Source organism: Dyella sp. 05T440, assembly GCF_056395965.1.
The window spans coordinates 19,454-38,754 of record NZ_JBFTKN010000008.1; the positions used below are offsets into that span (position 1 = coordinate 19,454).

Genomic DNA, 19,301 nt, shown 5'->3' on the forward strand with positions numbered 1-19,301 from the left:
GCCATCAATTGAGGTAGATCGGATTGCCGACGATCAACAGGCTGCCATCGGCGCCACGCACATTGACGCGCAACCAGTGTCGCCTTCCATCGCTGCTCCAATCGAACGACAAGCTCTGCTTCGCTTCACGAATGGCCAGATCTTCCTTTGGCTGGAAGGGCTTTCCATCCACGATGATCTCCGCATGCGCCTGATCCAACGCGTCGGCATGCATCGTGATGCGAACGGTGCTTCCGGCCGGCGCGCTCAACGCATCGCCCATTTCCGCGGAATGCTCACCCACGGTCGCCACGACATCGATCGCCCGGTCGCGGGTGCCTTGCACATCAATGAAAACATGCCCGGCGCGAATGCCATCAAGGATGGCCTTCATCGACAACTCGCTTGCGTGAACCACCGTGGTCGGCAGACCGATCGCCATGCTGCCGCCGGGAAACGGCAAGGCCACCTTCGCATTGTGGTTGTCGCTGCCGCCGATCCCGGTCAGGTGGTAGCCGTGGTTAAGCTGCTCCTCCCAAAACGGAATGCCGGTGTGCTGCGGGCTCCTGGCGTCGATGCCGTTGACCGCCTCGATGGCCTGCACCAGATGCATATCGACCGGCTTTTCCGGCGTCCAGCCGCAACCCATGCAGGTTTCGTCGTTGGGACGGATGGGATGGTTGATGGAAAACACGCCGTGCAAAGCTTCAGCCTGCGTCAGCAAGGCATTCCAGTCAGGCACGGACTTGCTGCCCAGGCGAAAATCCAGCGGCTCGGTGGTGCCGAACAGGTTCGCGTGCCCCTGGAAGGTGGTCACCTCGCGCGCAGGTATCAGCAACAGATGGTCGAAGTACGGCTGCAGTTCGCGGATGTCGTTGGCCTGCGACACCGTGTTGTGATCGCTCAGCGCGATAAAGTCGAGTCCGCGCCTGGCGGCATCTTCCACGGTGAAGACCAGCGGGCACGGTGCACGCCCGTCGCCGCTCTGCGTGGGACAACTGCCATCGCTATGCGCGCCATGCATGTGCAAGTCGCCACGATACCAGCCGGCCTCCTTGCGCAGCGGTGGATTGAGCACGGCAGGCAACCACGCCGGATCTCCCGGATGGCCAAACCAGATCTTGGCCGTGTACTGAGCCTTCGACGCGGGACGGATATTGGGGATACCGAGCAGTAGCGCCCAGCGTCCCGGCTGGGTTGGACCCGGTGCGAATGACGGCGTCGCATCGACCGCGCCCACGGTGAACAGCTGCTTGCTACCGCCCGTCCAGCCGCGCAGTCCTTGCTGGCTGTGAAAACCATCGGGATCTTCAAGCCCCAGGTCGATCGTGGTGTGCTCGGCGCGCCCTGTAGACTCGAACTGCACGGTGATGCGATTGACGCCCGCCGGCACCTGGAACGGCACCTCGCGGTAACTATGGTTGTCGCTGCCGATCAACTCGCCGTGCAACACCACGTCCGGCGCGCTCTCCGTGGCACACGCCACGCCCAGCAAGGCCAGCCACAGCGCCACCAACGCCAGATACCCAAGACGGCCACGCGTACTCTCATTCATTGCTTGCTTCCCGAAACAGGACAACCGTCCCGCGCGCCGCCATGCGGAGCGACGCGCAGGACGTCAAACGAGATCAGAACCGGTACATGACCGAGGCGCGGAACGATCGACCGAGCAGCGGTCGTGCGATGAACACGCTCTTGGTCGCATCGCTGCTCGCCAGTTCGCCGGCACGCGGGTTGCCTTCGGTGAGGCCGAGCGAGTTGTTGAGGTTGTCGGCGTACAGGAAGAACGACAACTCCGGCGTCATCTGGTAGCGCGCGCTCAAACCGATGGTGTGGTACTGCGGCAGCACCACCGAGTTGGCCGTATCCACATAGCGCCGTCCTTCATACTCGTACGACATCTGCAGGCGCAGCTTGTCGTCGAACAGGTTCACGCCCGGCACCACGCGGAAGCTGTTCTTTGGCACACGGATCAGCTGGTTGTCGTCATAGTCCAGCAGCACCGGCGCGCCCGCCGTCACCGTGGTATAGGTCAGCCCCTTGTACTTGGGATCCTGCACGGTCGCGGTGTACTGCACGTCGAAATACTTGGACGGATAGAACGTGCCTTCCAGTTCCACACCGTAGGTTTCGGTGTTGGCGTAACCCGTCTGCGGGGTCGACACGCCGCTGTTCGGATCGAACACGTAGTTGCTGAAGCTGACGTTGTTGTACTTGGTGTAGAACAGCGTGGCGTACGCATCCATGTAACGGTTGCTGTACTTGTAGCCCATCTCCGGCAAGATCATCGTCTGCGTGATCGGCGTGGCGGTCGGCGTGGTGATGTACGAGCTGAGGTTGGGCAGGCGGAAGGTTGAGGTGTAACGCGCGAACACGCCCTGGTGCTCGCTGAACTGATAGTTCGCACCCAAGGTCCAGCCCAGCTTGCTGAAGCTGTGGTCGTAATCCACGAACTGGCCGGTGCCGGTGAGGATATTGTTGGTCGGCGGCGTGCCAAGATTCACGTTCTGCGACAGCTCCGTCCAGCCGGTGGTGTTCACGCGCTCCCAGCGCGCACCACCGTCGATGCGCAGCTGGTCGTTGATCTGCCATTCGTCGGACGCGTAGAACGCATTGGTGCTGGATGTGCCGCTGGCATGCGCCCACTCGTAGCCGTAGCCATAGATGCCGTTGTTGGTCAGCTTGCCCAGTGCGTTACCGTTGGCATCCACGGCGACCACGTCGAGCAGGCGCGCATTGTCGGTCGCCGTGAGGATGGCGGTAGACGAATAGCGGTCGAAACTCTGGTTGAAGTGCGCGTAGTAGTAGCCAAACGTCACATCGTGCGTCTGGTCGCCGAATTCGAACTTGCGCAGCAGGCGCGTGTCGCTGGTGAACTCGTTCATCGGCATGGTGATGCCGCGCAGACCACCGGTCACGACCAGGCCGTTGTTCGGGCTGGCATTGTAAGCCTGCCCATTGTCCACATACTGCAGCTGCATGCCGGCGGCGTTCGGGTAGTACTTGGTGAGCTGCTTTTGTGCGGTGGTGAAGAAATCGCCCGTGGTCTGCACCGCATTCGGATAGACGCCGTTGCGCACGGTATCCGTATCGCTGTAACGCAGGTCTTCGGCAATTTTCCAGCCGTCGCCCAGGTTGTAGTCGAACTTCACCGTGAACTGCGTGCGCTTGACCTGCGTGCCCAGGCTGTTGTCGAAGTTGTACAGGCTGCCGTTGCCCTGGATCATCTGGATGTGTTCGGTCTCCGGGCCGGCCAGCGTGCCGTAGTTGCCGTTGAAGCCCGGCACGGCCTGCAGGTCGCCACTGGCATTGCGATACATCGGGATGCCAAGGTCCAGCGCGACCTTGTCGTCCAGGCGCTTGATATCGAAACTGAGGCTGCCGTTCTCGAACTGCTTGGACAGCGTGGCGCGCAGCTGGCCACCCTGGTCGTTGGTAAAGCCCGGGCTGCGGATGCCGTTGTCCTGGCGATAGAAACCACCGGTGCTCAGCTTCCAGCCATCGCCGATCGGCGTGCCATACCAGAAGTCCAGGCGGTTGAGCCCGTAGTTGCCCAAGGTGTACTTCACCAGGCCCTCGGCGGATTCACCCACCTGGCGCGGGATGAAGTTGATCGCGCCGGCCGGCGCATTCGAATAGAAGATCGACGACGGACCACCGCGCACCACTTCGATGCGATCGATGGTTTCATCCAGGCGGAACGCCTGATCCGCATTGAGATAACCAAGCGCCGGATCGTGCTGCACCGGAATACCGTCTTCGAGCAGGTTCACCGAGCCAAAGCCGTCCACCGGAATACCGCGGGCGCGGATATTGCCGCTCGCTTCGCCGCCCGACGCTTCCACCCAGAAACCCGGCACCGACTTCAGCGCCTCGGTGACGCTGGTGGGGTTCTGCATGCGCAGGCGATCTTCGTCGATGGTGGTGATCGAGTAGCTGGTCTGGGCCTTGGTGCGCTCATCCACGCCGGAGCGCGCCGTCACCACGACTTGATCCAGATCCTTGGTCGTCTTGCCATTGCCGGACGCGACCGTCGCATCACTCGCCGCTGCAACGCCTGCACTACCGGCCGTCGTCACCGCAGCGGAGGCCGGATTGCCCGCATTGGCTGCCACGTTTCCCGGGACGATCGTCACCGTGTTCGGCGTGACCAGGCGGTAGCTCAGGCCCGTGCCTGCCAGCAATTGACGCAACTGCTGCTCCGGCGGCAGACCGGCGTCGGCACCGGGACTGCGGATGGTGTCGGAGATCTCCGAACCATAGACCACCTGCATGCCCGCTTCGTGCGAGAAATTCTCCAGCGCCTTGGACAGCGGCATCGCTGCGATGGCGCTGGTGTGCACCGTGGCGTTGGCTTGGGCGAACGTGGCCAGCGGAAGAGTGACGCCGAGCACGAGGGCGATTTGTAATGCCAATCGATTGCGCATGAGGAGTAACAACCTTGAGTGAGGTAGATGACTGGCCGGTCTGTGACGCTTGCTGCGTTTTTTTCGGCCTATACCTTTCAAGAGCCTCGTTTTGCGCAACCGGGCACCTCCGATTGCATGAATCTTTTCTTACAGGCGCCCGGCTTTCGTGTCAGTTTGATTCGAGGCGACGATGCGCACGCGGTTGCTCTCTTCCACGACGCGCACATCCGGCAGCGTGGCAAGGTAGGCCGCGAACGCCTGCGGATTGTTGGCGTGGAAGATGCCGCTGATACGTTCATCGGCGATGCTTGCGTTCTCGATCACCAGGGGTTTGCTCGTGTAGGCATTGAAGCGCCTCGCCACGTTGCCGATGGTTTCGTGCTGGAAGCGAATCTCCGATGGCAGCCACGCAGTGACCTTGGCCACCTGCGCAGGCTGCTTGATGATCGCGCCCGAGACATTCAGCGAAATCTGCTGCCCCGTGGTGAGATCCGCCACCGGATCGGCGTTCAACAGCGCCGCGAGCCCGCCCTGCTTCGATTCATCGGCGGCATTGAGCACGCGCACGCGACCGCTGATCACGGTGAGCGTGTCGCCGCTGGCATCGCGCTTCACATCGAAGACGGTGCCGATGTCCTGCAACACATGGCCGCCCACGTTGACCAGCATGGGTCGACGCGCATCCTTGCCCACGTCGAACAACGCGTTGCCCTTGATCACCTCGATGCGCCTGAAGCGTCCATCGAAATGCACGTCGATCACGCTGTTTCGATCCAGCTGCACCAGGGTGCCGTCGGGCAAGGTGACGGCACGTACCGCCGCCACGTCGCCCTTGAAGCTCCGCTCCACCAGGCCGTTGGCATCGCGCCAGTAACCGACGCCAAACCATGCCGTCACTACCGCCGCCACCAGTGCGGCCACACGCATCGCCGCCCGACGGGCCCGTCCGGGCCGCGCCACGTCTTCCTTGCGAATGGCGCTGCCCACCAGGGGAAACATCACCACCGGATTATCGCGGCCAGCCTGATCCACCAGCTGCTCGACCGTGAGCGTCTTCAGCGCGGCCGCGGCCTTGAAGTCGCCGTGCATCTGCACCACCGCGAAATACTCCGCCACGTGGCGCGGCGAAGCGCGCAGCCAGCCGAGGAAGGCCACGCGTTGGCGTTCCGTCAACGGCTCCTGTTGCTCGATATACCAGGACACCGCCTGCTCGGTGATGCGACGCGCCTGCCGGGCGGCGTCAAATTGCGAGGAATTATTCATAGTCGGCCATCCTTTGCCGGCACGCCGCCAGGCCCTTCACGACGTATTTCTTCACCATGCTGGTCGAGATGCTCATGCGATCGGCGATTTCGCGATACGACATCTCGTCGCGGTAATGCATGATCAGCACAGCCTTGCACTTGGGCGACAGGCGATCGATCAGCACGCCGAGGCGCTGCTTGCGAAGGTCGCTGTCCATGTCCGCTTCGAGATTGGTGGGTGCAGCCAGCTGCTCCACCACCTGCTCCAGCTCATCGCTGCCCAGCGGCGCCTGCTGGCGGAGCACGGCATGCTCCTTCACCAGGTTCGCGGCCACCGTGAACAGATAGGCCTCCGGGCTGCGGATATTGGCCGCATCCGCCGGCTCGATCCGCAACAGGCGCAGATAAACCTCCTGCACGAGGTCTTGCGCATCCCAGCGATGCGCCACGCGGCGCAGGAAGTACTTGCTCAGCGTCGCGCCCTTCTCCGCGAACAACGCCGACCACGCCCCATGCTTTTCCCGCACCGCTCCTCCTTCGACCGTGTTCGCCGAGGAAGGCTACGGCACTCAGACGGCACGGAGCCTAGGGGGGTGTTATGACGGCTTCGTGACTTCGATGGCCTGTGCATGACAATGGTGGTGTTGGTCACAGTATCCTCGGGGAGCTCGGCGCGACGCGGGCCACCACTCAGTCACGGGATGTCATGCATGCAAAACCCGATGCGCGCAATCGTCGTCATGGGCGTCTCCGGCTGCGGCAAGACCAGCGTTGCCGCCGCCCTGAGCGAACGCATCGGCGCACGCATGATCGAAGGCGACGCCTACCATCCCGAACACAACGTGCAAAAGATGAAGGCCGGCATCGCGCTGACAGATGCCGACCGCCAGGGCTGGCTGGAGCAGTTGGCCGCGGAGCTCGCCAGTGTCACGGCCACCGGCCAGGTCGCCGTCCTCGCCTGCTCGGCACTCAAGCGCCGCTATCGCGATACGCTGCGCGCCGGCGTGGCGGAGCTCGGCTTTGTCTATCTTGAAGTATCACCCGAAGCCGCCGCCGAGCGCGTCAGCCTTCGCTCCGGTCATTTCATGCCCGCTACGTTGGTTGAGAGCCAGTTCCGTGATCTCGAATCTCCAACGGCGGAGCCGCGGGTATTGAGCGTGAGTGGCACCGATCCACTACACGTCATCATCGATCTAGCCCAGCGCTGGTGGAACGCAGGCAATGCGTTGACCCCACGCGATCGCTGACGCTATCTGCAGCGCGCCGATGCTCCCTTCAGCAAGTGGCACCTGAGTAAGCCGATCCGCCTTTTTGCGAACTGATGGAACGCCCATGCGTGGCTCGCGATGGCGACCTGTGCTGCCGATCGCCCCGTGACGTGGTAGATGATGAATCCAGCTATCACCAAGAAGACGTCGACACCGGATCTAGCTAGTACGCTCGCCAGTGGCTTCGCCCCATGCGTGCGCATCGGCTGGATGTCGCTGTAGAACGCCTTGAGTGAGGCGATGTCACGCAATCCCAGACTGTTTCGGTAGCGCATGCCTCGACCCTCCCTTCAATTTCGTGCGATCTAATGCGGCAGCAGGCGAACGTCACTTGCAGCCAATCACAACATCCGTTTGGCTACGCCATCGCGATTGATCAGCAGATGCTTCAGGACTGCGCCGAGATGAAGGATGAGAAGGCCGCCGAGCGCCAGAGCGAGATCGACGTGGATGGTCCCGAACAGAACGCGCAGCGACTCGCTGGGGGCGAAAAGATCTGGCCAATTCCATAGACCAAAAAAACTGACCGGGTGATCACCGGCGACGCGATGCGCGTAGCCGGCAAGCGGTAGCACCAGCATGGCCAGATAAAGCAAGCCATGGACGCTGTGCGCTATCCCCACCTGCCAGGACGGGATACTGCCCGGCAGCGGCGGCGGTCGGTGGCCCAGACGCCAGATGATCCGCGCTACCGCCAGCCATAGCACGACTGCTCCGATCGAGCCGTGCCAGAACAAGATGCTGTTCCACTCCGGCGACTTGTGAGAGTAGCCAGGGAATCGCTCCATCCGCAGCCCGATGACCAGGTTAGTCAGTATGAACAGAGCCACCAGCCAATGCAGAACTTTGGCGGTGCGTGTGTAGCTTGGGGCGGCAGATACGGGAACCAGCATGGGGATAGGGACCTTGTCGAATGGACTGAGCGCCAAGCCCTTCGATGCCAGGCGCTATCCACATAACCGGGCCGCGGTCCGATTTATTCCAGCAAGCGCAAGCGCGGCTGAGCGCGCGTCCCTGAGAGGATCGGGTGCCCGAGGCCACCCGTCCTTGAGCCGCCCTACTTCCCGACAAATCCTTCGGCGACATCCTGCGCGATGGCAATGAAGGCACGCGTCGCTCCAGAGCAATAGGCACTACGGCGGCGCAGCAGAGCAGCGCGACGCGCCCCCAGTGCGGGCTGCAGTTTTATCGACACGAGCCCCGGCCGTACGACATTGGCTGGCAGGAGCGTTGCCAGGTCATTGTGGCGCACGATCTCCATCAGAGCCTCGATCGAGTTTGCTTCGACGATGATGGTCGGCCGAAGATTCTTCCCATGGAAATACTGGTCAGCCAGCCTGCGCGTGGAGAACGATGTATCGAGTATGGCCAAGGGCATCTGTGCCAACTCCTTGGCCGTTACCATCGCTTTATGCGCGTCCCTATGCCCCTTGCCGACGATCAACATGGGACGCTCTTCGTGCAACGGCGTCGCCTCGATGTCTTCCGCGGGAAGGTCTCCAAAGCCTATGCCCAGATCCAGCGCATCGTCACGCAGTGCCGGCTCGATGACTTCCTGCGATGAAACGCGGACCGTCAGCGTTATGCCGGGGTAGCGCTTGCGGAAGCGCTGAAGCACCGGCCCGATGAAATAGCTGGCGACGCTGGGTGTCACGCCCAGTCGCAATGTTCCCGTGGAAAGATCCTCGACATCGCGGACCGCACGCGTCGCCTGATCCAACTCCTCCAAGGCGCGCGCCGCATGTTGAAGGTAGATTGCTCCCAGATCCGTAGCGCGGACCTTGCGGCCGGAACGGTCGAGCAGTTGCGCGCCCACGCGCTCTTCCAGCTCCTTGATCTGTTGTGACAGCGCTGGCTGCGAAACATGCAGCGCCTGGGCCGCGCGGGTAAAGCTCCCATGCTCGACAACCGCCTTGAGATAGCGGACATGGCGCAGGACGGTCACCTATAACCCCCAGATTATGGCTACGCTAAGAAATCGGTCTTGGACAGTTATAGCTCGACGCCGTAACTTTTTCACCAGGCGAGCACTGGGTGCATCGTCTGCCTATCCAGAGCCATGCTTAGCCTCGCTCACGTCCGCCATGCGGAACGTAGCCATCGATCAGTGGAGATTTGACCATGCAACAGTTTGCGCGAGTCCTCACCAGCAACGGCGTCGTCCCGGTCATCCTGAAGGATGGCAAGCACCTGGATCTTCGTCCGATCCTGCCTGACATCACCGCGGATGCCATTGGCAGCGGCATTTTGAACGCGGTCGATACGACCGTCCTCTCTCCTGTCGATGGCGACTTCAGCTTCCTCTCGCCCATCGCGGATATTCGCCAGGTTGCCGCTACCGGCTTCAATTACCGCAAGCACATCGAAGAGTTCAAGATGACGCCGCCGACCGAGCCGGAAGTCTTCATGAAAGCCACCAGTTCGTTGTCAGGCCCGAATGACCCGATCTCGCGCGGCCCCAATCCCAATGTGAAACTTGACTGGGAGGTGGAACTGGCGATCGTGATCGGGCGCGAAGCGACCGATATCACGGCCGGGGATGCACCTGGCCATATCTTCGGTTTCGTGTGCATCAACGACGTTTCCGATCGCGATACCCAGGTCGACAAGCAAGGCCAGCAGCATCTGGTACGCGCCAAGTCGCGCCCCGGCTATTCCCCCGTGGGCCCGTACCTGACCACCGGTATCGACGGCATGACGCTCGATGTGTGGACCAAACTCAACGGCAACTATGAGCAACAGGGCAACACCGGCGACATGCTTTTCTCCATCAACGACATGCTGGCCTATTTCTCGACCCACATGACGCTGCTGCCGGGCGACCTGATTGCAACAGGCACGCCCCCTGGCGTCGGCTTCGGCAAGAATCGCTTCATGCAGGTGGGCGATGTTCTTGAATGCGGCATCACGCATCTGGGTGCGCAGCGGCACGAGATCCGCCGCTGAGCGTTCGCGATCATGGATCTTGACGGCGCTCCGTCGCCAGGCGAGACGAACGCATCGCCACCGGCGCAGAAAACGCCAGTCGCAAAAAAGCAAAACCCCCGAAAAATCGGGGGTTCATGCTTCAAGACCGTCTGGCCGTTCCAGGGTATGCCCTAGAACGGGATATCGTCGTCATCAAAGCTGTTGTTCTGTGCCGGCGGAGCCGACTGGCGCTGCTGGTTGCCCTGGTTGTCGCCACCACGCGAGCCGCCGCCGAAATTGTCGCCGCCGCGGGCCTGGCCGCCACCGTAGTTGCCGCCGCCTTGGCGCTGCTGGCCGCCACCACCACCACCACCGCCACCCTGGGCGCGCTGGAAGTTGCCGCCGCCGCTGCCGGCCGCGCCGCCTTCCGTACCGCCGCCGAGCATCTGCATTTCGGCCGCGATGATGTCAGTGCTGAAGCGCTCGACGCCGTCCTTGTCGGTGTACTTGTCGGTGCGCAGAGAGCCTTCGATATACACCTGGCGACCCTTCTTCAGGTATTCGCCGGCGATTTCAGCGAGGCGGCCGAACAGCTTCACGCGGTGCCACTCGGTGCGTTCCTGCTTCTCGCCGCTCTGCTTGTCGGTCCAGTTCTCGGAAGTCGCGATGCGGATGCTGGTAATGGCCGTGCCATTGCCGGTGTAGCGGGTTTCCGGATCGGCGCCGAGGTTGCCGACGATGATGACTTTGTTGATGCCACGTGCCATGGATGGGTTTCCTCTGTGAGCCGGCGCTGCGTTCTTGGGCAGTCAGCACCGGGATGTTGGTCCGGCGGCCATCATAACCGTGCCCCGGGCGCGGAAGACAGGATTGACCTGCGCCGGGGAACCGTGAATCGAGCCAGCCTTCGCCCTGCCCCAACGTGCGGGGTGGACGAAAAAACGTCCGGGAATCAGATCACTAAGCGCTCTCAGGGGCTGCGACACCCGAGCAGGCGGCTCAGACCCCGCTGATAAACCGGTAGCCCACCCCCGGCTCGGTCTTGAGCCAGCGGGGGGTGGTCGGGTCGTCGCCCAGCTTCTGGCGCAACTTGCCCACCACGATGCGCAGATAGTGGCTGTCGTGGGTATGGGTGGCGCCCCAGATCTCGCGCAGCAGCTGCTGCTGGGTCACCACGCGACCGGCGTGGCGCAGCAGCAGCGCGAGCACGGCGTACTCCTTGCGCGTCAACGAGAGCTGCGCGCCCTCGAGCCACACTTCGCGCCGACCAAGGTCGATGACGAGCCTGCCGTCGTCATAGCGCTGCATCGCTTCGGGCTCACCCTGACGGGTACGCAGCAGTGCGCGCAGGCGTGCCATCAGCTCCTGGATGCCGAAAGGCTTGGTCACATAGTCGTTGGCGCCGGCGTCGAGCGCCTTTACCTTTTCGCTTTCCGAATCGCGAACGGAAAGCATGATGACGGGCACGTGCGTCCACTGGCGCAACTCGGCGAGCACTTCATGCCCTTCGCGGTCCGGCAAGCCGATGTCGAGTATCACCAGATCGGGCGAACGCGTCGCGGCCAGGGCCAGGCCTTCCGCTGCATTGGCCGCGAGCAATACCTCGTAGCCCTCGGCGCGCAGGCCGATGTCGAGGAACTTGCGGATCTGTGCCTCGTCGTCGATGACCAGGACACGTGCGGCGGAGGTCATGCGTGGTTGGTCGGCGGCGCCGGCAGCGGCAAGGTGATGCGAATGGTGGTGCCAATGCCGTCGCCCGGCAAGGCCTCCACGCTGCCGCCATGCGCGCCGATCATGCCGCGGCAGATCGCCAGGCCAAGGCCGGTGCCCTGCGGCGCGCGATCGCCGCGCGATACGGAGTAGAACATGTCGAAGATGCGGGCGCGTTCGTCTTCCGGGATGCCCGGCCCACGATCGACCACATCGATCTGTATCTGCTCGCCCTTGGGACGCACGACCACGCGCACGGCCTGGCCCGGCGGCGAGAAGCGCGCGGCATTCTCCAGGATGTTGAACAAGGCCTGCTCGATCAGGGCCGGATGCACGTAGAGCAGCAAGGTCTGCGGCGGCAGCTCAATGTCGACCTTGAGGTCGGGAAACAGCTTGCGCAAACGAGTGGTGGCCGCGGCGACGATTTCGGCGGCATCGGTCCAGTCGCGATTGAGCTTGAGCGTGCCGTGACCGAGCTTGGTCATGTCGAGCAGGTTCTGGATGTAACGGTCCAACCGCTGCCCTTCGCCAAGAATGGCTTCCAGCAATTCCTGGCGTTCACTGGGCGGCAATTGGTCGCCATAGCTGGACAACGTGCCGGCAGAACCAATCATCGAGGCCAGCGGCGAACGCAGGTCGTGCGACACCGAGGAAAGCAGCGCATTGCGCAAACGCTCGGTCTCGCCCTGCACGCGCGCGCCCTCCAGTTCCTCGGCCAAGCGTGCGCGCTGCAGCGCCTGGCCGATGTCCTGCACCATGGTCAGTGCCAGGCTGCGCTCGTCGGTGGACGGTTCGCCCTGCCCCGCGGGTAGGCGCAGTGCGGCGACGCCCAGATGATTGTCGTCGCTGCCCAGCGGCAACACCCAGCAAGGCGCCGCGTTGAGCGTGTCGGTAAAGCGGCCCGCCTGCTCCGAGTGCTTTTCGCTCCACTCGGCCGCACCCAGATCCTGCGAGGTCAGATCGAAATCACGCGGCGACGACGCCACCACGCGCAACACCTGGCTCGCGTCGCGCGCCAACACCGCCACCTCACAGCGCATGACATGCGCCAGCGCCGAAGCGCCCACGCGTCGGATACCTTCGGCATCGGTGCTGGTGGAAAGCCGCTGCCCGAGCGCGAGCAGGGCGCGCGCCTGCGCATGGGCGGTGCGCAGGGACTCGACCTGACTGGCCAGCTTGGTAGCCAGGCGGCTCGCCACCAGGGCGGCGACGAGGAACAGGCTGACCGCCAGCACATCGTCGAAGTTGGCGATCATCAAGGTGTAGCGTGGCGGCGCAAAGAAGAAGTTGTAGCCGATGAAGCACAACAACGCCGTATAGACGGCCACCGCCATGCGCGTCCTCACGGCCACCACCAGCACGGCGGTGAGAAAGATCAGTGAGAGGTTGGCGACGGACAGGTAACGGTCGGCGATGAACGACAACCCGAATGCCACCAGCGTGGCGAGCGTCGCATAGATGTATTCGCCGCGACGTCCGGACCCTCCCGGCATACGCAGGCGCAGCCGCGACTTTGCCCGCTCGGCCGGCGTAGCGATGATGGTGAGTTCCAGATGCGCGCCACGACGCAACAGCAGCTGGGTCAGCGAACGGCCGAGCATGCGTGCCAGCGGACGTTCGCGCGTACGGCCAAGGATGATCTGGCCGATGCCTTCGCGATCGGCATGGGCGATGAGTTCATCCGCGATGGCGTGACCGCGCAATATCACCGTATCGCCACCGAGCCGACGCGCGAGACCCATGGCCGCATCCAGTCGCTCGCTGCGCGCCTTGTCCAAAGCGGCGCCCGTATCGACGAAGGCTACGCTCCACGGTGCGCCACGCCGTTCGGCAATGCGGCGAGCGATACGTACAAGATACTCGCTCTGCGAGTGACCATCGATGGCGGCCAGCACGCGCCGGCGCACCGGCATCGCGCCGCCGCGCGCGAGCATATGTTCGCGCAGATCGCTGTCCACATGACCGGCAACGGTATCCACCGCCAGCTCGCGCAAGGCGACCAGGTTGGTCGGCGAGAAGAACGCATCGAGCGCCGCCGCCGCCGTCTCGGGCACATAGACCTTGCCTTGCTTCAAGCGCTGGATCAGCTCGCGCGGCGGCAGGTCGACCAGCACGATGTCGCGTGCACGATCAAGGAAAGCATCGGGCACCGTTTCGCGCACGGTGACGTTGGTGATCCGACGCACCTGATCGTTGAGACTTTCCAGATGCTGCACATTGAGCGCGGAATACACCTCGATGCCCGCTTCGAGCAGCTCGGCAATATCCTGCCATCGACGCTCATGGCGACCGCCCGGCAAGTTGGTATGCGCCAGTTCGTCGACCAGGATGATGTCGGGGCGTCGCGCGAGCGCCGCATCAAGATCGAACTCGGTGAAGTCGCGCCCCTTGTAATTCACCTTGCGGCGCGGCAGCTGCTCAAGCCCCTCGAGAAGCGCAGCCGTTTCCTGCCGCCCATGCGTCTCCACCAGACCAATCACCACATCGATGCCCTGGCGCTTTAGCTCCCGCGCCGCAGACAACATGGCGTAGGTCTTGCCCACACCCGGCGCTGCGCCAAGGAAAATCTTCAAGCGGCGCGTGCGCTCTTCCTGCATGGCATCCAGCAGGGCATCGGCACGTGCTTCGCGAGTGGGTTCGGACATGGGTGTCGTTGGGGATGTGATGGGATAAGGGTAGGACTTGGGGTTCGGTGCGGATAGTGCTTCAAGCAGATAGCAACGTTACCGCGAGCACCCGCCCCTTACCCCAACCCTCGCCCCACAGGGGAGAGGGAGAAGTGCAATGCACCGCGAAACCTGGCAAACAAAGGGCAATGCGAAGCGAGCCTCCGCTTTAAGTCCTCAGGGATTAGGGCGCGTTGCGCAGCGCTTTGGAGTATCCCCTGTGTACCCTCGGAGGTTGTCCGATCACGACGCACCTCGAGCGTTCGGGCTTATCCCAGCACGATGCTGCGGGCGTTATCAGGCCATTTTCTTTGGGTTACTTTTCTTTTACTCCGGGCATCCTGCCCTCCGCCCTTCGGGCCGGCTTCGCCGTTCGCACGCGCTCCTGCGCGTGCGTGGGCCAGCAAAAGAAAAGTGACTCGAGCGGCGGCAGCCGATCGAAACGCCCGCCGCGCCCCACAGGGACTAGCTTTGCGTCGTAGGCGGCACGCTGGCGGTAACGCGACAACCAGAAACCGAGACTCTGGATCCCATCCTGCGCCAGGACGACGGCAAAGATGAAACGTTCCCGCGAGCACCCGCCCCTCACCCCAGCCCTCTCCCCGGTGGGGAGAGGGAGAAGTGATGACTCACCGCCCATCCAATGCCAAATTCAACTTAAGCACATTGACCCGCGCCTCACCCAACATCCCAAACTGCCTCCCCGTCGTCGCCATGATCACCATCGCCCTCACCTGCGACTCGCTCAACCCGCGCACCTTCGCCACCCGCGCCACCTGATAAGCCGCCGCCGCCGGCGAAATCTCCGGATCCAGACCGCTACCCGATGCCGTCACCAGATCCACCGGCACCGCTGCAGTGTTCGAAGGATCCGCGGCACGCAGCGCTTCAATGCGCTGCTTCACGGCATCCGTCAACGCCGGATTCGTCGGCCCGAGGTTCGAGCCCGACGACGACAGCCCATTATTGGGTTGCGGCGAAGTCGCCGAAGGACGACCCCAGAAATACTTGGGGTCGTCGAACGACTGGCCGATCAGCGTGGAGCCGATCGGCTTGCCTTCCCTGTCGATCAGGCTGCCGTTCGCCTGCGACGGGAACAGCACCTGGGCGACACCGGTGACCACCAGCGGGTAGGCCACGCCGGTGATCACGGTCATCAGGAGCAGCATCACGATGGCGCTGCGAATCAGCTTAGCCATGGGTTTCACCTTAGTAGTGGAGGATCGCGTCAACCAGCGCGATCGCCTGGTAGTTCTTCTTGCCGGCGTTGTACGCATTCACGTCGTAGGAGTGCTCGTAACGGATCTCCGGACGGATCTCCAGGTCCGAGGACACCCAGTGCGTCAGGCCCAGCGTGTGGCTGCTGTACTTGGTGGCGTAGCCGGTGCGCTGGCCCTTCTGGTCGTTGTAGAACTCGTTGCGGAACGAAATCATGTTGCTCGAGTTCAACTCGAAGTTGAGGTAGTTCACCACGCCGTACTCGCCCGCCTTGCCCGGATACGGCGACGACGCCACCACGCCCGGCTCGCCATCCGGCCCGAAGCCCGGAACGTTGCGGCCGTACATGTAGTAAGCCTCGGTCTGCATGTGCACGCTCTGGCTGAAGCGGTGGCCCCAGGTCATCACGTACATCTGCACGTTGTTGTAGTTGTAGTCCGAGGTGTTCCAGTTGTTCACGCAGGGGTAGAGCATGTCATTGTTGTCTTTCGACACCCAGCGCACGCAAGCCTGAAGCGACGGGCGCGCCGAATGATTCCAAGGTGCAACGTCGTTGCTGGCATTGACGCCAAGCTGCACCGTCCACTGGCTATTGAGCTTGGTGGTGGTCATCACGCCGGTCTGGGTATAGGGGTCGACCGTGTACAGGATCGAATGGGTAACCAGATAGTTCTGCGGCGAGAACTGGGCTTCGATATCCGGCAGCGACAACCAGCGGCCCACGCGAACCACCATGCCCTCTGCCACCGAAGGAATGTACAGGTCGTAGTAGAACAGCATCGGATCGATGCCATAGACCTTGCCCGGCAGCGGACCATTCGAATTGGGATGGTTCAGCAACTGATTGCTGAACACGCCCTTGGTGATCGTGTAGTGATAGTCGTAGCCGTACAGGGTGGAGATGTTGAAACCCCAATCCAGGTGATCGGTCTGCACGGTGTCTTCGACGCGGGTGATGTTGAACACCAGCTGGTCGAATTCCACGCGATTGGGGCGCGTTGCGTAGGACAGCGGATAGTTCGTGAAGCTGGACGAGCTTGCATTGGCCGACGGGTTGATCCAGCCGTTGATCTCGATGCGGTTGCGCTTCATCCAATTACCGACCTTGATGCACGAGAGCGCTTTCTGCAGCGGGTACTGGCCGTAAGCCACCGGCACGCCGATCGGGGCGGGCACGCCACCGAGCTGCCACTCGCTGTTGGGAAACGGCGGTGAATCGAGCGGTGCGTCCATCGCGCGGCGCGGTGCGGCGGGCGCATTGGGATCGGCCGGCTGCGCATCGGCGCGATAGGCCGCGCCGAGACGGGAGAAGAAACCCTGCGAGCAGTCGTCGCCGGAAGCCGCCGGCGCACCGGCCGAGCCGTCATCGAGACCTGCCGCCGGCGTCACGTCGGTGCCGGCGACCGGCGCCACCGCAGCAGCAGCTTCGCCCGCGGGGGCGAGAGCCATCAACAGTGCAAACGAAAGAAGCTTCTTGGACATCATGGGTGTTCCTGAAACCGGCTCGGGGCGAGCCGTCCTTTTCTGTGGGTAGAGAGGGGTGGGCCGCTGTGCCGCGGCCTCACGTCAAATGCCGGCGTAACCGCCGAGCACGTATTCGTCCTGTTCGCTGTTCGGCGCCTGGGTGTCGCGCGTTTGAACGCGCGGGCGACCCTGCACCGGCAATGCGATCACCACGTCGCAGGCGGAGTCGTCTGATGAGAGACGAAGCTCCATGTCTGGGTGGGTGTCGTCGGGCAGCGAAACAGAAAGCTTGAGTACTTGCATGGCAAAGACTCCGTAGATTCCAGTAGTGCGTCAGTAATGAGGGGGCTTAGGCAAGACCGCAGAGCACGAGCAACATGTCGATCACTTTGATGCCAAGGAACGGCACGACGATGCCGCCAAGGCCGTAGACCAGCAGGTTGCGACGCAGCAGCGCACCGGCGCCCAACGCACGGTATTTCACGCCCTTCAGCGCCAACGGAATGAGAAAGATGATGATCAGCGCGTTGAAGATCACCGCCGAGAGAATCGCGCTCTGCGGCGTGGCGAGCTTCATCACGTTGAGCGTGTTGAGCGCCGGGTAAGTCGTCGCAAAAGCCGCTGGGATGATGGCGAAATACTTGGCCACGTCATTGGCGATCGAGAAGGTGGTGAGCGAGCCGCGCGTGATCAGCATCTGCTTGCCGATCTCCACCACTTCGATCAACTTGGTGGGATTGGAGTCGAGATCGACCATGTTGCCGGCTTCTTTGGCCGCTTGCGTACCGGTGTTCATCGCCACCGCCACGTCAGCCTGGGCCAGCGCCGGCGCGTCGTTGGTGCCATCGCCGCACATCGCCACCAGGCGGTTCTCGGCCTGGATCTTGCGGATCAGCTTGAGCTTGGCTTCCGGCGTGGCTTCGGCGAGGAAGTCATCGACACCTGCTTCCGCAGCAATCGCGGCGGCAGTCAACGGATTGTCGCCGGTGATCATGATCGTCTTGATGCCCATGCGACGCATCTCGGCGAAGCGTTCGCGGATGCCGCCCTTCACGATGTCCTTCAGCTCGATCACGCCCAGCGCCGTGGCGGCTTCGGTGACGATCAGGGGCGTGGCGCCGCGGCGGGCGATGTCCTCGGCCATGCGCTTGACCAGCGGCGGCAAGTGGCTGCCGTTGGATTCCAGGTAGCGTTCCACCGCATCCAGCGCGCCCTTGCGGATCTGGCGATTGCCGAGATTGACGCCGCTCATGCGGGTCTGCGCAGTGAATGGCACGAACTCGGCGTGACCTTCTTCCAACTGGCGCTCGCGGATGCCGAAGCGTTCCTTCGCCAATACCACGACGCTGCGGCCTTCCGGCGTTTCGTCGGCCAGCGAGGCCAGTTGCGCAGCGTCGGCGAGGGTATGTTCATCGACGCCCGGCGCCGGCAGGAAAGCCACGGCCTGGCGATTGCCCAACGTGATCGTGCCGGTCTTGTCGAGCAGCAGCACATCCACATCGCCGGCCGCTTCCACCGCACGACCCGAGGTGGCGATCACGTTGGCGCGGATCATGCGATCCATGCCTGCGATGCCGATCGCCGACAGCAGTGCACCAATCGTGGTCGGAATCAGGCACACCAGCAGCGCCACCAGCACGGTCAGCGTGATGGGGTTGCCCGCGCCGGCCGCCTGCACGCTGTAGATCGAATACGGCAGCAGCGTGGCGCAGGCGAGCAGGAAGATCAGTGTGAACTTGGCCAGCAGGATGGTAAGCGCGATCTCGTTCGGCGTCTTGCGACGCGAGGCGCCCTCCACCATCGCGATCATGCGGTCCAGAAAGCTCTCGCCCGGGTTGCTGGTGATGCGCACCACCAGCCAGTCGGACAGCACTCGCGTACCACCGGTGACGGCGCTGCGATCGCCGCCGGACTCGCGGATCACCGGCGCGGATTCGCCCGTGATGGCGCTCTCATCAACGCTTGCCGCGCCGACCACCACTTCGCCATCGCCCGGCATCTGTTCACCCGCTTCCACCAGCACGTGGTGACCCACGCGCAATTCGGTCGACGGCGTATAGGTGATCGGCGCGTCCTTGTAAGGCGCCGACAGGCGCTTGGCCACCACGTCCTTGCGCGAGCCACGCAGCGCAGCGGCCTGCGCCTTGCCGCGACCTTCGGCCAAGGCCTCGGCGAAATTCGCGAACAACAGCGTGAACCACAACCAGATGGTCACCCAGAAGATGAAACCGGTCGGCGCTTCGCCGTGGCCGGTCAGCGCCTGCACCCACAGCAAGGTGGTCAACACGCTGCACACGAACACCACGAACATCACCGGGTTGCGGAACTGCTGCTTCGGCGAGAGCTTGCGGAACGAATCGGCGATCGCCTTGAGGATCAGGTCGCGATCGAAGCTGCGAACGCCGTGGACAGGGGTATGAGTCGTTGTCATGGATA

Annotated in this window: 15 protein-coding genes; 2 read left to right on the forward strand and 13 right to left on the reverse strand. The window is 63.1% G+C overall.

Features of this window, described 5'->3' with window-relative positions; translation table 11 throughout:
- Window positions 1–4 precede the first annotated feature (4 nt).
- From AC1DE1_RS12000 to AC1DE1_RS12015, 4 genes are all read right to left on the reverse strand, one after another.
- Window positions 5–1,534, reverse strand: a complete 1,530-nt coding sequence (locus AC1DE1_RS12000) for a CehA/McbA family metallohydrolase (protein WP_477176686.1) — start codon at window positions 1,532–1,534, stop codon at window positions 5–7.
- A gap of 73 nt (window positions 1,535–1,607) precedes the next feature.
- Window positions 1,608–4,406: a TonB-dependent receptor gene (locus AC1DE1_RS12005; protein WP_477176685.1), complete on the reverse strand. Its 2,799-nt coding sequence runs from the start codon at window positions 4,404–4,406 to the stop codon at window positions 1,608–1,610.
- A gap of 129 nt (window positions 4,407–4,535) precedes the next feature.
- Entirely contained in the window at window positions 4,536–5,651 is a 1,116-nt protein-coding gene (locus AC1DE1_RS12010; protein WP_477176684.1) for a FecR family protein, read from the reverse strand.
- Window positions 5,644–6,159 carry an RNA polymerase sigma factor gene (locus tag AC1DE1_RS12015; protein WP_441605266.1) on the reverse strand — a complete coding sequence of 172 codons (516 nt, stop codon included), beginning with the start codon at window positions 6,157–6,159 and terminating at the stop codon, window positions 5,644–5,646. Before AC1DE1_RS12015 ends, AC1DE1_RS12010 begins: the two co-directional genes overlap by 8 nt.
- 195 nt (window positions 6,160–6,354) lie before the next feature.
- Here AC1DE1_RS12015 and AC1DE1_RS12020 point away from each other — a divergent pair, with 195 nt between their 5' ends.
- On the forward strand, window positions 6,355–6,879 hold the full coding sequence (locus AC1DE1_RS12020) for a gluconokinase (protein ID WP_477176683.1): 525 nt from the start codon (window positions 6,355–6,357) through the stop codon (window positions 6,877–6,879).
- A 362-nt stretch (window positions 6,880–7,241) separates the two neighbouring features.
- On the opposite strand, the gene AC1DE1_RS12025 is transcribed toward AC1DE1_RS12020, so the two are convergent.
- Window positions 7,242–7,793 carry a cytochrome b gene (locus AC1DE1_RS12025; RefSeq protein WP_477176682.1) on the reverse strand — a complete coding sequence of 184 codons (552 nt, stop codon included), beginning with the start codon at window positions 7,791–7,793 and terminating at the stop codon, window positions 7,242–7,244.
- 164 nt (window positions 7,794–7,957) lie between these two features.
- Entirely contained in the window at window positions 7,958–8,845 is an 888-nt protein-coding gene (cynR, locus tag AC1DE1_RS12030; protein ID WP_477176681.1) for a transcriptional regulator CynR, read from the reverse strand.
- Between the two features lie 176 nt (window positions 8,846–9,021).
- Between cynR and AC1DE1_RS12035 the strand changes: the two genes are divergently transcribed.
- Window positions 9,022–9,846 carry a fumarylacetoacetate hydrolase family protein gene (locus AC1DE1_RS12035; RefSeq protein WP_477176680.1) on the forward strand — a complete coding sequence of 275 codons (825 nt, stop codon included), beginning with the start codon at window positions 9,022–9,024 and terminating at the stop codon, window positions 9,844–9,846.
- Between the two features lie 152 nt (window positions 9,847–9,998).
- Here the strand turns inward: AC1DE1_RS12035 and ssb are convergent, their stop codons facing one another.
- The 7 genes from ssb to kdpB all read right to left on the reverse strand — a co-directional run bounded on the left by ssb (window position 9,999) and on the right by kdpB (window position 19,296).
- Window positions 9,999–10,574 carry a single-stranded DNA-binding protein gene (gene ssb / locus AC1DE1_RS12040; protein WP_477176679.1) on the reverse strand — a complete coding sequence of 192 codons (576 nt, stop codon included), beginning with the start codon at window positions 10,572–10,574 and terminating at the stop codon, window positions 9,999–10,001.
- 232 nt (window positions 10,575–10,806) lie between these two features.
- Entirely contained in the window at window positions 10,807–11,499 is a 693-nt protein-coding gene (locus AC1DE1_RS12045) for a response regulator (RefSeq protein WP_477176678.1), read from the reverse strand.
- Complete coding sequence (locus AC1DE1_RS12050) at window positions 11,496–14,162, reverse strand: ATP-binding protein (RefSeq protein ID WP_477176677.1); 2,667 nt, start codon at window positions 14,160–14,162, stop codon at window positions 11,496–11,498. The genes AC1DE1_RS12045 and AC1DE1_RS12050 overlap by 4 nt, the downstream gene beginning before the upstream one ends.
- A gap of 650 nt (window positions 14,163–14,812) precedes the next feature.
- Window positions 14,813–15,382, reverse strand: coding sequence for a potassium-transporting ATPase subunit KdpC (kdpC, locus tag AC1DE1_RS12055; RefSeq protein WP_441604378.1), 570 nt, complete (start codon window positions 15,380–15,382; stop codon window positions 14,813–14,815).
- Window positions 15,383–15,392: 10 nt separating this feature from the next.
- Window positions 15,393–16,883 carry an outer membrane beta-barrel protein gene (locus AC1DE1_RS12060; protein ID WP_477179100.1) on the reverse strand — a complete coding sequence of 497 codons (1,491 nt, stop codon included), beginning with the start codon at window positions 16,881–16,883 and terminating at the stop codon, window positions 15,393–15,395.
- A gap of 84 nt (window positions 16,884–16,967) precedes the next feature.
- Window positions 16,968–17,168, reverse strand: a complete 201-nt coding sequence (locus tag AC1DE1_RS12065; protein WP_441604380.1) for a hypothetical protein — start codon at window positions 17,166–17,168, stop codon at window positions 16,968–16,970.
- A 46-nt stretch (window positions 17,169–17,214) separates the two neighbouring features.
- On the reverse strand, window positions 17,215–19,296 hold the full coding sequence (gene kdpB / locus AC1DE1_RS12070) for a potassium-transporting ATPase subunit KdpB (RefSeq protein ID WP_441604381.1): 2,082 nt from the start codon (window positions 19,294–19,296) through the stop codon (window positions 17,215–17,217).
- Between the last annotated feature and the right edge of the window lie 5 nt (window positions 19,297–19,301).